The 16,506-nt window shown below is 74.1% G+C and carries 2 protein-coding genes; both read right to left on the bottom strand.

The features are described from left to right. Nucleotides 1–4: 4 nt before the first annotated feature. Nucleotides 5–2,263 (bottom strand): MMPL family transporter, encoded by a 2,259-nt coding sequence (locus KN815_RS03910; protein ID WP_216340190.1) that lies wholly within the window; start codon nucleotides 2,261–2,263, stop codon nucleotides 5–7. A 205-nt stretch (nucleotides 2,264–2,468) separates the two neighbouring features. Continuing rightward, nucleotides 2,469–16,250, bottom strand: a complete 13,782-nt coding sequence (locus KN815_RS03905; protein WP_216340188.1) for a type I polyketide synthase — start codon at nucleotides 16,248–16,250, stop codon at nucleotides 2,469–2,471. Nucleotides 16,251–16,506: the final 256 nt, after the last annotated feature.

Below are 16,506 nucleotides of genomic sequence, written 5' to 3'. Positions count from 1 at the left end.
CGGCTCAGCCCTGGTACCGGCCGGCGGGGAGCGGCGGAACCGCTGTGTCCGGCACGGTCGCGGAGGCCGGGACATGCTTGGTCAGGGCCTCACCCTCGATATCCACATTCGGCAGCACACGGTCGAGGATACGGGGCAGCCACCAGGCCCGGTGGCCGAGCAGTGCCAGAACCGCGGGCACGATCGCCATCCGGACCACGAAGGCGTCGAAGAGGACGGCGGCGGCCAGGCCGACGCCCATCGTCTGGATGGTCGGGCTGCTCATCCCGACGAATCCGGCGAACACGCTGATCATGATGATCGCCGCCGCGGCCACCACCCGTCCGCTGTGCCGGAAACCGCCCACGATCGCCTCGCCGGGGGACGCGCCATGGACATGCGCCTCCCGCATCCGGGTGAGGAGGAAGACCTCGTAGTCCATGGCGAGGCCGAACACGATGCCGATGATGAGGATCGGCATCAGCGACATGACCGGTCCGGTCTGCTCGATGCCGAGCAGGTCCGCCGCCCAGCCCCACTGGAAGACGGCGACGAGGACACCGAAGGCGGCACCCACCGACAGCAGGAAGCCGAGCGCGGCCTTGACCGGGACCAGGACCGAGCGGAAGACCACCAGCAGCAGAAGCACCGCCAGGCCGATGACCACGGTCAGATAGGGGATGAGGGCGTCGGACATGGCTTCGGAGATGTCGATGTTCATCGCGGTGTTGCCGGTCACCAGGATGGTGGCGCCCGTGTCCGCCTCGACGCCGGAGACCGCGCCCCGGATCGCGTTCACCAGATCCTTGGTCTCGCCGCTGTTCGGCGCGGTCTTGGGGACGGCGGTGAGGACGGCGGTGTCCTTGGTCCGGCTGAGCACCGGATCACCGACCGAGGCGACCCCGTCCAGTCCCCGTACGGTCTTGACGACCTGGTTGGTGACGGCCCGGGTGTCCGCGGACTTCGAGGTGTCCACGACCACGGTCAACGGGCCGTTGAAGCCGGGGCCGAAGCCTTCCGACAGCAGGTCGTAGGCGCGGCGCTGGGTGGTCTCCACCGACTTGGACTCGTCTCCGGGCAGCCCGAGTTCGAGGCTCAGGGCCGGCAGGGCGACGGCGCCGAGCCCGAGTCCGGCGACCATCAGCACGGCCACCGGCCGGCGCAGTACGAACCGCGCCCAGCGGGTGCTGAGCCCGGCCCGGCCGGCCGCGGTGGGCGCCGCGTGCTGGCGCTCGCTTCCCGACCAGCGATCCGAGGTGGCCTTGCGCAGGGCGCGGGGCAGGATCCGGCGGCCGAAGAGGCCGAACAGCGCGGGGACCAGGGTCAGTGCGACGAGTACGGCCAGGGCCACGGCGCCCGCGCCGCCCATGCCCATCTTGGTGAGTTCGGGGATTCCGACGACCCCCAGCCCGACCAGGGCGATGAAGACGGTCGCCCCGGCGAAGACGACGGCGGATCCGGCCGTGCCCACCGCCCGGCCGGCGGCCTCCTCCGGCTCGCTGCCCTGGGCGCATTCGTCGCGGAAGCGGGAGGTGATGAAGAGTGCGTAGTCGATGCCGACCGCCAGGCCCAGCATCAGCGCCAGGATGGCGACGGTGGACGTCAGGCCCAGCGGCGCGGCCAGCGCGGAGACCAGTCCGAAGGCGATGGCCACGCCCAAGAGGGCGGTCAGCAGCGAGAGTCCGGCCGCGACCAGCGACCCGAGGGCGAGGACCAGCACCACGGCCGCCACCGCCACGCCGATGAGTTCCGTCGTACCGCCCGGTTCCTCTTCCGAGTCCAGGGCCGAGCCGCCGACCTCGACGGTCAGCCCGGCGTCCCGGGCCTTGTCCGCGGCGTCCTCGAGGGCGCTCTTGGTCGACTCGGTCAGGTCGACTGCGCCCTCGGTGTAGGTGATCGTGGAGAAGGCGATGGTGCCGTCCTCGCTGACCTCGCCGCTCTCAAAGGGGTCGGTGGCCGAGGCGACCTGGTCGCCCCCGTCCAGCGAGCCGAGCGTGTCCTGGACGGCCGCCTTGTTCTCCCTGGCCGTCACCCGCTGCCCGTCCGGGGCCCGGAAGACCAAACGGGCCTCGGCGCCCTGGGAGTTGCTCTCCGGGAAGCGCTCGTCCAGCAGGTCGAACGCCTTCTGTGATTCGGTGCCGGGCATGGAGAGGTCCTCTTCCTCCCCTTCCGGTGCCATCGCGGCGGCGGCCAGGGCCAGCACCAGGGCGCCCAGCCACAGACCGCCTACGAGCCGGCGCCGCCGGAAGGCCCACCGTCCGATCCGGTAAAGAAATGTCGCCACCTGTAGATCACTCCAGACACCGTCAGGCAAGGGGAATGCGCGGGATTCGCGCGCATTCCAACCCTCCCTTCCGGCGCCCCGCCGGGCATCGTCTCCCGCCGCCGTCTTCGCCTGGTGCACCCGGACCAGCCACGCGCCTGTCCTGGTGCGTACGCACCACAGGCGGGGACGGGGGCCGGCCCCCGTCCCCGCCCGGAGAGGCCGTTCACCCCAGTTCGGTGAGCCAGTCGGTGATGTGGCCCGCGGCTGTGGGTGCGTGCTGGTTGACGAGGGTGAAGTGATTGCCCTCAGTGGTGCGGGTGGTGGTGATGTGGGGAAGGTCCGTCTGCCAGTCGGGCGGCACCGGGTCCGCCCCGGGCGCCGCGGTGAGCGGGTCCGAGGCGCGCAGCAGCAGGGTCGGGAAGGGCGTGGGCGCGGGGGTCCAGGTGTGGATGAGCCGTTCCGTCCAGGCGTAGGCGGACAGGTCGGTGGCGGTGAAGCCGTCGGTGTGCTGCTCGCGCTCGTACAGGCCGTGCCACAGGTGGGGTTGGAGGGCGAGGGCGGCGGGGGATTCCAGGATGTAGGTGTCCAGGAGGATGACGGCCCGTACGGGCACCCCCTGGTCCGCGAGACGGCGGGCGGTCTCATGAGCGAGGATGCCGCCGGATGAGGTGCCCAGGAGAATCAGGGGGTCGGTGGTGCTCGCGGTCACCGCTTGGGCCAGCCCTTCGACGAGGGCATCGCGGGTGGCGGGCAGTGGCTCGTCGGTGCCGAAGCCGGGTGGCGTCAGGCAGGAGACGTCCCAGGTGTCGGGGAGCGCCCCGGCCAGGGCGAAGTAGGTGTCGGGCCCGGTCAGGGGCACGATGGGGGCCACGCACACCAGACGCGTGCCCGAGGTGCCGGTGGTGAGCCGGTCCAGGGTGGACGGCATGGGCCCGGTGCTCTTGGGCCGGAGGGCGGCGAGGTCGAGGAGCAGGGTTTCGGCCTCGTTCCTACGGCCCGTCCGCACGGCGTCGCGGTGGAGGCGGGTGACCAGGTCGGTCGTCGGGGCCGCGCCGGTGTCATGGTCCCGCGTCGGCGCCGCGGCGAGGTGGTCGAGGAGATGACCGGCCAGGTCGGCGGGGGTGGGATGGGTGAGGACGACGGTGCTGGGCAGTGTCGTGCCCAGCGCGGCGGCGAGCCGGTTGCGCAGGTCGATGGCGGCGAGCGAGTCCATGCCGTGGTCGCGGAAGGCGGAGTGTTCCTCGATGGCCTCGCCGGATGAGTGGCCGAGGGCCACCGCGGCCTCGCCGCGCACCAGGTCGAGGAGGAGCCGCCGCGCTTCCGCGGGCGGCAGGCTCCGCAGCCGTGCGGTGAAGTCGCCGGGTCCGCCGGTGGGTTCGGGCTCGGTGAGCCCCGCCGCCTCCGGCAGCTCGCTGAAGAACGGGCGGGGGGCGGCCTCGGTGATGACGGGGAGATAGCGGTCCCAGTCGATGTCGGCGACCGTCAGCGCGGTCTCCTGTTCATGCAGCGCCTGGGCGAGCCCGGCCAGGGCCAGGTCGCCGTCGAGGAAGGACATTCCGCTGCGCAGGAGTTGCTCGCGGTCGTGCTCGCTCATCGGCCCGCGCGCCTCCTCCCAGGGGCTGAAGGCGATCGCGGTCGCGTGGGCGCCCCGGGCGCGGCGCTGGGATGCCAGCGCTTCCGGATACGCGTTGGCCGCCGCCTGTGCCGCGTGCCGGCCGATGCCCCAGACGCCGGAGATCGAGGAGAACAGCACAAAGGCGTCCAGGCCGGTGTCGTCGAGCAGTTGGTCGAGGTGTGCGGCACCCACCACCTTCGTACGCAGCGCCTCGGCGAAGTGGTCGGGGCTCGCCGTGTCGAGCGGGCCCAGCGGGCTCGTCCCGGCCGTGTGCACCACCGCGCGCACCGGATGGCCGTCCGCCGAGAGCCGGTCGAGTACGTCGGCCACGGCCGCCCTGTCGGTCAGCTCGCACCCCACCACCTCGACGGTCGTCCCCCGGGCGGTCAGCTCCGCCACCAGTTCGGCCGCGCCCGGTGCCTCGAGGCCACGCCGGTTCATCAGCACCAGGTGCTCGGCGCCCTGGCGGGCCAGCCATCGGGCGACCCGGCTGCCCAGCGCGCCGGTGCCGCCGGTGATCAGGGTCGTGCCGCGGGGCGCCCAGGTGCCGGGCGAGTCGGCTCGGGCCGGTGCCCGCACCAGTCGCCGGACGAGAACGCCCGAGGGGCGCACCGCCGCCTGGTCCTCCCCCGGTTCCGCCGCAAGCAGCGCGGCGAACCGCCCTGCCGTCTCGGGGTCGAGGCGCTCCGGGAGGTCGGCCAGGCCGCCGCGCAGCGACGGTGCCTCCAGGGCCGCGGTCGTGGCGAGTCCGAGGACCATCGCCTGCCGCGGATTACGGACCGGGTCGGCCGGGCCGGTGGAGACCGCGCCGCGGGTCACCGTCCACAGCGGCACCTCGGCCCCGGCCGCCATCAGCGCCTGGACCAGCGACACGCTGAGGGCCAGACCGGCGGGCAGCGCGGGTTCGCCGCACTCCGTGTCCTCGGCCGCCGCGAGCAGCGACACCACTGCGGCCACCCGGTCGAGGCCGACGTCGGCGAGCTGTGCGGCCATCGCCTCCGGGCCGGTAAGGGTCCCGTCGAGGACCACACGGCGCGCCTGGGCGCCGTGTGCGGTCAGCGCGGCCACCACATCCGTGTCGTCGATGGAGCCGGTGGTGAGGACCAGCCAGGTTCCGGTCAGTGCGGGGCCGGTGGGAACGCGCAGGGGTGTCCAGACCGTCCGGTAGCGCCGCCGGCCGGCCAGCGTGTGCTCGTCCTGCCGCCTGCGCCACGCCGACAGCGCGGGGAGCACCGAGTCGAGCGCGCCCTTGCTCTCGGGTTCGAGGCCGATCAGCGTGGCGACGGCGGCGCTGTCCCCCTGGTCCACGGCGGTCCACAGCGGCTCGTCGGCCGCTGCGGCGGTGCCGGTCGGCGAGGTGGCGGGGGCGGGCGGGGCGATCCAGTACGACTCGTGCTGGAAGGCGTAGGTGGGCAGGTCCACCGTACGGCCGCCGGGCAGCGCCCTGGTCCAGTCGACGGGCACGCCGTGGGCGTGCGCCTCCCCGAGCGAGCGCAGGACCCGGTCCCAGCCGCCGTCGTCCCGGCGCAGGGTGCCCAGGGTGACCGCCGGGCTGCCCGCGGTCTCGATGAGTTCGCTGGTGCCGACGGCGAGCACCGGATGGGGGCCGACCTCGATCATGACGCCGTAGCCCTCGCGCAGGAGACCGGTCATCGTCTCGGCGTAGGACACGGTCTGCCGCAGGTTCCGGCACCAGTACTCGGCGTCCAGCTTCTCGGTGTCGAGGCGGCCCCCGGTCACCGTGGAGTAGAACGGCACCTCCGACGGCCGGGGCCGCACCGGAGCCAGCAGCTCCAGCAACTCGGCCTCGATCTCGTCGATATGCGCCGAGTGGGCGGCGAAGTCCACCCCGGCCAGCCGCCAGCGCATGATCCTGGCGGCGGACAGACCGCGCTCGACCTGGTCGAGGGCGGCCGGATCGCCGGAGAGCGTCACCGTCTTCGGTCCGTTGACCGCCGCGATGGACACCGCGCCGGACACCTCGTCCAGCAACTCCCGGATCCGTTCCGGCGATGCCATCGCCGACATCATCGCGCCGCGTCCGGACAGCCGCTCATGGATGAGCCGGCTGCGCAGCGCCACCACGCGGGCGCCGTCGTCCAGCGACAGGCCGCCGCTGACGCAGGCGGCGGCCACCTCGCCCTGGGAGTGGCCGACGACGGCGGCGGGTTCGACGCCGAACGAGCGCCACAGCGCGGCGAGCGAGACCATGACCGTCCACAGCACGGGCTGGAGCACATCGGGGCGCCGCTCGATCGGCGGCGCGCCGGGCTCACCGCGGAGCACATCGGTGGGCGACCAGTCGAGATACGGGGCCAGGGCCGCCTCGCAGTCGGCGACGCGCGCGGCGAAGACGGGCGAGACATCGAGCAGTTCGGCCGCCATCCGGGCCCATGCCGCGTCCTGTCCGGGAAAGACGAAGACCACCGGGCCGCGCTCGGGCGCCGTGCCGCGCACCGCCGCGGGATCCGAGCTGCCCTCGGCCAGGGCCGCCAGGCCGCCGCGCAGTGCCACGGGGTCCTGGCCGACCAGCACCGCCCGATGCTCGAAGGCGGCACGGGTCGTGGCCAGGGAATGCCCGATGTCCACCGGGCGCGCCCCCGGGTGGGCGTCCAGATGTGCGAGCAGTTTCGCGGCCTGGGCGCGCAGCGCCGCGGCCGACTTGCCCGCCAGCGGCCAGGCCACCGGCCCGTCCCACTCCGGATCCGGGACCGGGGAGGTCACCGGGTCCGGGACCGGGGAGGTCACCGGGTCCGGGACCGGGGAGGTCACCGGATCCGGGACCGGACCGGTGGGCGCCGGGGCCTGCTCCAGTACGGCGTGGGCGTTGGTCCCGCTCATGCCGAACGCGGAGACCGCGGCCCGCCGCGGACGGCCGAGCTCGGGCCACGGTGCCGCCTCGGTCAGCAGCTCGACCGCGCCCGAGTCCCAGGCGATACGGGAGGACGGCTCGGCGGCGTGCAGGGTCTTCGGCAGTTGGCCGTGGCGCAGCGCCATCACCATCTTGATGACGCCCGCGACACCGGCGGCCACCTGTGTGTGCCCGATGTTGGACTTGACCGAGCCGACCAGCAGCGGCGGGCTGTCGCCCCGGTCCTGGCCGTAGGTGGCCAGCAGCGCGTGTGCTTCGATCGGATCGCCCAGTGCGGTGCCGGTGCCGTGTGCCTCGACCACGTCGACGTCGGACGCCGCGAGACCGCTGTTGGCCAGGGCCTGCCGGATGACCCGCTGCTGCGCGGGCCCGCTCGGCGCGGTGAGCCCGTTGGAGGCGCCGTCGGAGTTCACCGCCGACCCGCGGACGACCGCCAGCACCTGGTGGCCGTTGCGGACCGCGTCCGAGAGCCGCTCCAGCACGAGGAGACCGGCGCCCTCCGCGATGCCCATGCCGTCCGCCGACTCGGCGAACGCCTTGCTCCGCCCATCGGGCGCCATCACCCGGTGCCTGCTCAGCGAGACCAGCAGGTCCGGGCCGGTCAGCACGGTGGCACCACCCGCCAGGGCCAGGGTGCTCTCCCCCGAGCGCAGCGACTGGCACGCCATATGCAGCGCGACCAGGGACGCCGAACAGGCGGTGTCCACCGTCACGGTCGGCCCGTGGAGGTCGAACAGATAGGCCAGACGGCCCGAGAGCACGCTGGGGAGCGTGCCGGTGAGCTGGTAGCCGTCGGAGTCCGCCGACACCCCCGTGCCGTAACTCTGGGCGGTCGCCGAGACGAACGTGCCGGTCATGCTGGACCGCAGGGACGCGGGGTCGATCCCGGCGCGTTCGAACGCCTCCCAGGTCAGCTCCAGCAGCATCCGCTGCTGCGGGTCCATCGAGACCGCCTCACGCGGGGAGATGCCGAAGAACGCCGCGTCGAACTCGCCCACGCCGTCGACAAAGCCACCCGCCGCCGAGTACGTCGTGCCCGTCCGCTCCGGGTCGGGGTGGTACGCGCCCGCGTCCCAGCCACGGTCGGCGGGCAGCGGGGAGATGGCGTCCGTGCCCTCGGTCAGCAACTCCCACAGTTGCTCGGGCGAACGCACCCCGCCGGGAAAACGGCAGCTCATTCCGATGATCGCGATCGGCTCCGGATCGCCCATCCCGGCTGCCGGACCGCCCGCCGTGATCGCGGCCGGTGCGGCGCTCCCCCGCCGCTCGTCGGCCTCGCCGCCCAGCTCGGCCCACAGATGACCGGCGAGGGCCTCCGGTGTCGGATGGTCGTAGATCAGGGTCGAGGGCAGGCTCAGGCCGGTCCGCTTGCGCAGGCTGTTGCGCAACTGACCGGCGGTCAGGGAATCGAAGCCCATGTCCTTGAACGTCCGCCCGCCCCCGGCCGCCGCCGGACCCGCGAGCCCGAGCACCGCACCCACCTGCTCACGGACGAGCTGGAGCAGGGTGTCCCGGGCCCGGTCGGCCGTCAGCCCGGTCAGCGGACCGGCCGTCGGACCGGAGCCGCCACCGGTGGCGGCGGCCCGGCGGACGGCGCCGACCGGGACCAGGCCGCGCAGGACGGCGGGCACGGTGTCACGCGCCCGCAGGGCGGCCCGGTCGACGCGGGTGGCGACGAGGGACGCCTCGCCCACCGCAGCCGCGGCATCGAAGCAGGCCAGCCCCTCCTCGACGGTGAGCGTCGGCAGCCCGGCCGCGGCGATCCTGCGAAGCTGCGCGGCGCTCAGCCCGGCGGACATACCGCCGCTCCGCGGCCAGAGCCCCCAGCCGATGGACAGACCCGCGAGCCCCTCCGCGGTCCGCCGCCGCGCCAGCGCGTCCAGGAACGCGTTGGCGGCGGTGTAGGCGGCCTGGCCCGCGTTGCCGAGGACGCCGAACACCGAGGAGAACACCACGAAGGCGGTCAGGCCGTGGTCACGCGTCAGCTCATGCAGATGCCAGGCGCCGTCCAGTTTCGGGCGGAACACCGTGTCCAGCCGGTCCGGGGTCAGCGCCCCGATCAACCCGTCGTCCAGCACACCGGCGGCGTGCACCACACCGGTCAGCGGGTGTTCGGCCGGGATCGCCGCCAGCAGGGCGGCCACGGCCGCGCGGTCGGAGACATCGCAGGCGGCGGCGGTCACCCGCGCGCCCTGCCCGGTCAGCTCGGCCACCAGCGCGTCCGCGCCCTCGGTGTCGGCGCCGCGACGACCGGCCAGCACCAGATGGCGCACCCCGTGCGCGGCGACCAGGTGCCGGGCCATCAGCGCGCCGAGACCGCCCAGACCGCCGGTGATCAGCACGGTGCCGTCACCGCCCCATACGGTGCCCGGCGCGGACGGGTCCGGGGCGCCGACGGAAGCCAGCCGAGGGATCAGCAACTCCCCGGCGCGCACGGCCAGTTCGGGCTCGTCGCAGTCCAGCGCCGCGCGGAGGGTCCCGGCGGCGGCCGACACCGGATCCCCGGTCTCCGCGGGGTCCAGATCGAGCAGGACGAACCGGTCGGGGCTCTCCTGCCGGGCCGACCGCACCAGCCCCCACACCGCGGCCGCCACCGCGTCAGGGGCCGTGTCGGGGGTCGTGGCCACCGCGCCACGGGTCACGAACACCACCCGGGCGGGCCGACTCCCGCCGGTCCCATCCGTGTCGTCGTCGTTCAGGTGGTGCCGCAGCGTGTCGAGCACGGACGCGGTGACGATACGGACCGCCTCCGGCACCGGCACACCGTCCGGCGCGGCGACCGCGACCAGCAGCGCCTCCCCGGCGCTCACGGGGTCGCCGTGCCCACTGGTGTCCGGCACCGGGGCGGGCAGCCAGTCCAGGCGCAGCAGTGGCCGCGACGCCATGGCCTCCGAGGTGTGGACGTCCGGCGTACGCAGCGTCAGCGTGCGCGCCGACACCACCGGATGGCCCTCGGTGTCCACCGCGCCGAGTGTGACCGTGTCCTCGCCCGTGGCGCGCAGCCGCACCCGCAGCACCGACGCGCCCACGGCGTGCAGGGACACCCCGGACCAGGTCGACACCTCCGAGCGAGCGGGCGCCGACCGCCCGTCGTCCGGCCCTGCCGACGACGCGATGTGCAGCGCGGCGTCCAGCAGCGCGGGATGGAGGCGGAAGGCATCGGCCTCGTCGGCGAGGTGCTCGGGGAGGACGACCTCGGCCAGCACCTCGTCCCCGGCCCGCCAGACCGCCCGGACGGCCCGGAACGACGGCCCGTGGGCGAGCCCGGCCTCGCGCCGCCGCTCGTGGAAGTCATCGAGGTCGACGGGTACGGCGTCGGCGGGCGGCCACGCCGACGCGGCACCGACATCGGCACCGGTACCGGGCGTGCCCGGCGCGAGTGTGCCGGTGGCGTGCCGCGTCCAGGGCGCGTCCGGCGTGTCGGCGGGCCGCGCGTAGATGGCCAGGGTGCGCCGGCCGCCGTCGCCGGGGCCGCCGAGCGCGACCTGGATCCGTACGCCGTCGTCGTCCTGCCCGGGCAGCACCAGCGGCGCGTCCAGGGTGAGTTCCTCGATGAGACCACAGCCGACCTCGTCGCCCGCGCGCACCGCCAGCTCGATGAATCCGGCGCCGGGGAAGGTCACGCGCCCGGCCACCACATGGTCGGCCAGCCACGGCTGCGCCGCCACCGACAGCAGACCGGTGCACAGCAGACCACCGGTCTCGGGCAGCTCCACGACCGCGCCGAGCAGCGGATGGTCCACGCCGCCGAGCCCGGCCGGGACCGCGCCCGCCGAGGTGTTGCCGATGGGCGCGGTCCAGTACCGCTCCCGCTGGAACGCGTAGGTGGGCAGCGCGACCCGGCGCGCGCCGGTCCCGGTGAACAGTTCGGCCCACCGGACCGGTACGCCCCGCACATACAGCCGGGCCGCCGCCGCAAGCGCGGTGGATTCCTCGCCGCGGTCCTTGCCCAGCAGCGGCACGGCCTCCACACCTACCGCATCGGGCAGGGCGTCCTGCGCCAGCACCGACAGGGTGGCGTCCGGGCCCAGTTCGAGGAAGGTGTGCGCACCGGCCCGCGCCGCGGCGCCGACCGCGTCGGCGAACCGCACCGTCATCCTGACGTGCCGCACCCAGTAGTCGGGGGTACGGATCCGCTCCGCGGCGATCCGCTCGCCGGTGACGGTCGAGACGATCGGGATGCGCGGCTCGCCGAAGGCCAAGCCCTCCACGACCGCGCGGAAGCCGTCCAGCATCGGTGCCATCAGCGGGGAGTGGAAGGCGTGGCTGACCCGCAGCCGGGTGGCCTTGCGGCCGTCGGCCGCGAACCGGTCCGCGATGGCCTCGACCGCGTCGGCCGCCCCGGACACCACCACCGCCTCGGGGCCGTTGACCGCGGCGAGGCCCACGCGGTCCTCGGCGCCGGTGAGCAGCGCCGCCACCTCGTCCTCGGTGGCCCGCAGCGCGACCATGGCGCCGCCCTCGGGCAGCGCCTGCATCAGCCGGCCGCGGGCGGCGACGAGGGTGCACGCGTCGGGCAGGGACAGCACTCCGGCCACATGGGCCGCCGCGATCTCGCCGACCGAATGCCCGAGCAGCAGATCCGGTGCCGTCCCCCATGACTCCACCAGCCGGTAGAGGGCCACTTCCAGGGCGAACAGCGCGGGCTGGGCGTACTCGGTGCGGTTCAGCAGCTCCGCGTCGTCGCCGAACACCGCCTCGCGCAGCGGCCGTTCCAGCTCGCCGTCCAGCAGCGCGCAGATCTCGTCCCACGCCGCCGCGAACACCGGGAACCGGCCGTGCAGTTCGCGTCCCATGCCCAGCCGCTGGGCGCCCTGACCGGCGAAGAGCAGCGCCAGCGGGCCGGGGTCGCCCGCCATGCCCTCGGCCACCTTCACGGGCCGCGCGTCGGGCCGCGCGTCGCCGTCTGATGTACGGTCCGTGGCGGCCAGGAGGACCGCTCGATGCTCCAGCTCGGAGCGGGTCGTCGCCAGCGAGTAGCCGATGTCGGCCGCCGCCGCGCCGGTGTCGGCCACGAACGCGGCCAGCCGCTCCAGTTGCGCCTCAAGCGCCGCCTCGCCACGAGCCGACACCGGCCATGGCACCACCTCCGGCACCACGTCCGGCCCGGTCTGCGACCGCGGCCCGGCCTGCGACGGCGGCGCGCCCGAGGGCCGCTCGGCGGTCTCCTCGGTACGGTCCCGCGGTGGCTGCTCGATGATCACATGCGCGTTGGTGCCGCTGATCCCGAACGATGACACGCCCGCGCGGCGGGGCCGCTCGGCCGGTGGCCACAGGGTGGGCCCGGTGAGCAGCTCCACCGCCCCGGCCGACCAGTCCACCTGCGACGACGGCGCGTCGACATGCAAGGTGCGCGGCAGTACACCGTGCCGTATCGCCAGGATCATCTTGATGACGCCCGCGACACCGGCGGCGGCCTGCGTATGCCCGATGTTGGACTTGAGCGACCCCAGCAGCAGCGGGCGGTCCGGGTCCCGGTCCTGTCCGTAGGCGGCGAGCAGCGCCTGGGCCTCGATCGGGTCGCCCAGCCGGGTGCCGGTGCCGTGCCCCTCCACCGCGTCCACGTCCGACGGGGTCAGTCCGGCGCCGGCCAGGGCCTGGCCGATCACCTGCCGCTGCGCGATTCCGCTGGGCGCGGTCAGACCGTTCGACGCGCCGTCGGAGTTGACCGCGGAGCCGCGCAGGACGGCCAGCACCCGGTGACCGGCCCGGGTCGCGTCCGAGAGCCGTTCCAGCACCAGGACGCCCACGCCCTCGGACCAGCCGGTGCCGTCCGCCGCCTCCGCGTACGCCTTGCAGCGGCCGTCGGGCGACAGGCCGCCCTGCCGGGCGAACTCCACGAAGATGCCGGGCTCCGACATGACGGTGACACCACCGGCGAGCGCCAGAGCGCACTCGCCATTGCGCAGCGCCTGCGCCGCCAGGTGCATCGCCACCAGCGACGACGAGCACGCCGTGTCGACGGTCAGCGCGGGTCCGCGCAGCCCCAGGGCGTAGGCGATCCGGCCGGACAGCACGCTCGGCGAGGTGCCGGTGAGCAGATATCCCTCCGCGGCGCCGGAGCCGTCCTTGAGCCGCGGACCGTAGTCCTGGGCCATCGCGCCCATGAACACGCCGGTGCGGCTGCCGTGCAGGGACGACGGGGCGATCTCGGCCCGTTCGACCGCCTCCCAGCTCATCTCCAGCGCCAGCCGCTGCTGGGGGTCCATGGCTGCCGCCTCACGCGGCGAGATCCCGAACAGCGTCGCGTCGAAACGGTCCGCGTCGTAGAGGAATCCGCCCGCCCTGCCGGTGGCCGCCGGCTCGGGCGCCCATCCCCGGTCGGCGGGCAGGTCGGAGACGGCGTCGACTTCGCCCGACACCAGGTCCCACAGTCCCTCGGGCGAGTTCACGCCGCCCGGGTAGCGGCAGGCCATGCCCACGATGACCACCGGGTCGTCCGCCGGGACGGCGTGGGGCGCCGGGGACGCGTCGCCGGTCGGCGGGGTGGTGAGTTCCGTGGCCAGATGGTCGGCGCAGGCGTCGGGCGTGGGATGGTCGAACAGCACGGTGTTGGGCACCCGCAGCCCGGTCGCGGCCTTCAGCCGGGTCGCCAGTTCCACCGTCATCGCCGAGTCGAAGCCCAGCTCCTTGAACGACCGGGCCGGGTTCACCCGCTCCGCGGAGGCGAATCCCAGCACGACCGCGGTCTCCGTGCGCACCAGGCGTCCCAGGTCGGGGCGGGTCCACGAGGCGCCGGATTCCGCACGCTCCGGCTCGGGTTCCGACTCCGGTTCCGGGTCGGTGACGTGTTCCGCTACGGCCGCCGGAACGGCATCCGGCACCGCGCCGCCCCCGGCGGGCTCCGGCAGCCAGTACCGCTCCCGCTGGAATCCATACGTCGGCAGGGCCACCCGACGGGCGTCGGCCCCGGCGAACGACCGCGCCCAGTCGACCGGCACCCCGCGCACGTACGCCTCGGCCAGACAGCTCAGGAACCGGTCCATCCCGCCCAGTTCGCGCCGCAGTGTGCCGACGGCGAGCGCCCGGACGTCGGCCGCGTCGATGGCCTCCTGCACCGCGGAGGTCAGCACCGGGTGGGAGCTGACCTCGACGAACGCCCGGTGACCCTGGCCGAGCAGCGCCCGGACGGCCGGTTCGAAGGCGACGGTCTGCCGCAGATTGCGGTACCAGTACCCGGCGTCCATGCCGGTGGTGTCCAGCCACTCGCCGGTCACCGTGGAGAAGAACGGCACGTCGGCCCGGCGCGGGGCGATGCCCTCCAACGCGGCCGACAGCTCCTCACGCACCCGCTCCACCTGCGCCGAGTGCGACGCGTAGTCCACCGCGATCCGCCGCACCCGCACATCCGCGCCCGCGAGTTCCTTCAGCAGCTCGTCCAGCGCCGCCAGTTCGCCGGAGACCACCACCGAGCCGGGCCCGTTCACCGCCGCGATCGACACCCGGCCGTCCCAGCGGCCCAGCCGTGCCTCGGCCTCGGCGCGCGGCAGCGCCACCGACAGCATGCCGCCCGCCCCCGAGAGGCGGCGCGCGATGGCCTGGCTGCGCAGCGCCACCACGCGGGCCGCGTCCTCGAGCGACAGCGCACCGGCCACGCACGCCGCCGCGATCTCGCCCTGCGAATGGCCCAGCACCGCGTCCGGGACCACCCCGTGCGCCCGCCACACCGCCGCGAGAGAGACCATCACCGCCCAGGAGGCGGGCTGGACCACATCGACCCGTTCCAGCGACGGGGCGCCCTCGGCCTGTCGCAGCACGTCGGCCAGCGACCAGTCCACATGGGGCGCGAGCGCGGCGGCGCATTCGGCCAACCGCTCGGCGAAGACCGGGGACTCGGCCATCAACCGGACGCCCATGCCCGCCCATTGGGAACCCTGGCCGGGGAAGACGAACACCGTCCGGCCCTCGACGTCGGCCACTCCCCGCACCACGCCCGGTGCGGACTCGCCGTCGGCCAGTGCCGCCAGCGCGCCCAGGGCCTTAGGCCGGTCCGGTGCGAGGACGACGGCACGGTGGTCGAACGCGGTTCGGGTGGTGGCCAGGGAGAAGCCCACGCCCACCGGATCGAGCCGCTCGTGCTCCGTCAGATGGGCGGCGAGGCGGGCGGCCTGCGCGCGCAGCGCGTCCCGGGTCCGGCCCGACAGCGGCCACGGCACGGCGCCACCCGCCACCGGAGAGCCGTCCGCCGCTTCCGAACCCATGTCGGCCGGCTCGGTGGCGGACACCACCAGATGGCAGTTGGTGCCGCCCATGCCGAACGACGACACTCCGGCCAGGGCGCGGCCGTCGCGGTAGGGCCATGGGCGGGTCGCCGAGACCACGTCCAGATGCCACTCGTCGAAGCGGATCCGCGGATTGGGGTGTTCGAAGTTCAGGCTGGCCGGAAGCTCGCCGTTCCGCAGCGACAGCACGACCTTCAGGAGGCCCACGATGCCCGCGGCGCCCTCCAGATGGCCCACGTTGGTCTTCGCCGAGCCGACCAGCAGGGGGCTGTCCGCGGCACGGTCGGCTCCGTACACCGCGCCGAGCGCCGCCGCCTCCACCGGATCGCCCACCCGGGTGCCGGTCCCGTGCAGCTCCACATACTGGACCGCCGCCGGGTCGACGCCCGCACGTCGGCACGCCGCCGCCAGCACCGCGCCCTGCCCCTCGGGATCGGGGGTGGTCAGGGCCGCGCCCGGGCCGTCGTTGCCCACCGCACTGCCCTCGATGACGCAAATGATCTCGTCCCCGTCGGCCAGCGCGCTCGCCAGTGGCTTGAGCAGCACCATCCCCGCGCCCTCGCCACGGACGTATCCGTTGGCGCGCTCGTCGAAGGTGAAGCAGCGGCCGTCCGGGGACAGTGCGCCGAGCCGGGCCGCCGCCAGCGCGCTGTCGCGCACCAGGTTGAGCTGGACACCGCCGGCCAGTGCCGTGGCCGACTCCCCGCGCCGCAGGCTCTCGCAGGCCAGATGCACCGCGACCAGCGACGACGACTGTCCGGTGTCCACCACCAGGCTCGGCCCGCGCAGGCCCAGGAAGTAGGACACCCGGTTCGCGATCACACTGCGGTTCAGTCCGGTCAGGGTGTGATGCGCGATGGCCGCGGGTCCCCTGCGCCGGTCCAGTACGCCGTAGTCGTCCGCGGTCACACCGATGAACACGCCGGTGTCCTGGCCACGTACCTCGGCCGGCAGGACGCCCGCGTCCTCCAGGACCTCCCAGCCCAGCTCCAGCGCGAGCCGCTGCTGTGGGTCCATCGCCCGCGCCTCACGCGGCGAGATCCCGAAGAACTCGGGGTCGAAACGGTCGACTTCGTCCAGGAAGGCGCCCCACCCGGTCTCGCCGGAGTCCGCCGCCCCGTCGTCGCTCCAGCGGCCCGGCGGCACCTGTGACACCGCGCTCTGCCCGCCGGTCAGCAACTGCCAGAAGCGCGCGGGATCCTGCGCGGACGGCAGTCGGCAGGACACCCCCACTACCGCGATGGCCGCGTCCCGCGGCTGGATTCGGCCGGCGGATATGGACTCAGGTCGGCTCACTGTGCGCTCCCCCACTCGTCGTCCTCACGGGCTCGGCAGGAGAGGCAAGTGCTGGCACACGCCGGGTCTCCGCGAATCCGGCGGCACCGGACTGCCGTTCAAGTCGTGATCAACAATGTGCGAAATAGTACATGTATGGTCGGCAGAAATCCCTGCGGCTCCGGCGCACGGTGTCACTCTCTTTGGGCTATTCGTCGCACTTTTTCCCTGCCATGGATGCATTCCGTGTCATTGCCACCACCTTAGGCATGCGAAG

The sequence above is a fragment of the Streptomyces niphimycinicus genome, from assembly GCF_018883605.1.
Lineage (GTDB): Bacteria > Actinomycetota > Actinomycetes > Streptomycetales > Streptomycetaceae > Streptomyces > Streptomyces niphimycinicus.
The sequence above is the reverse complement of the archived record's forward strand: the minus strand, read 5'-3'. Positions and strand labels throughout refer to the sequence as shown.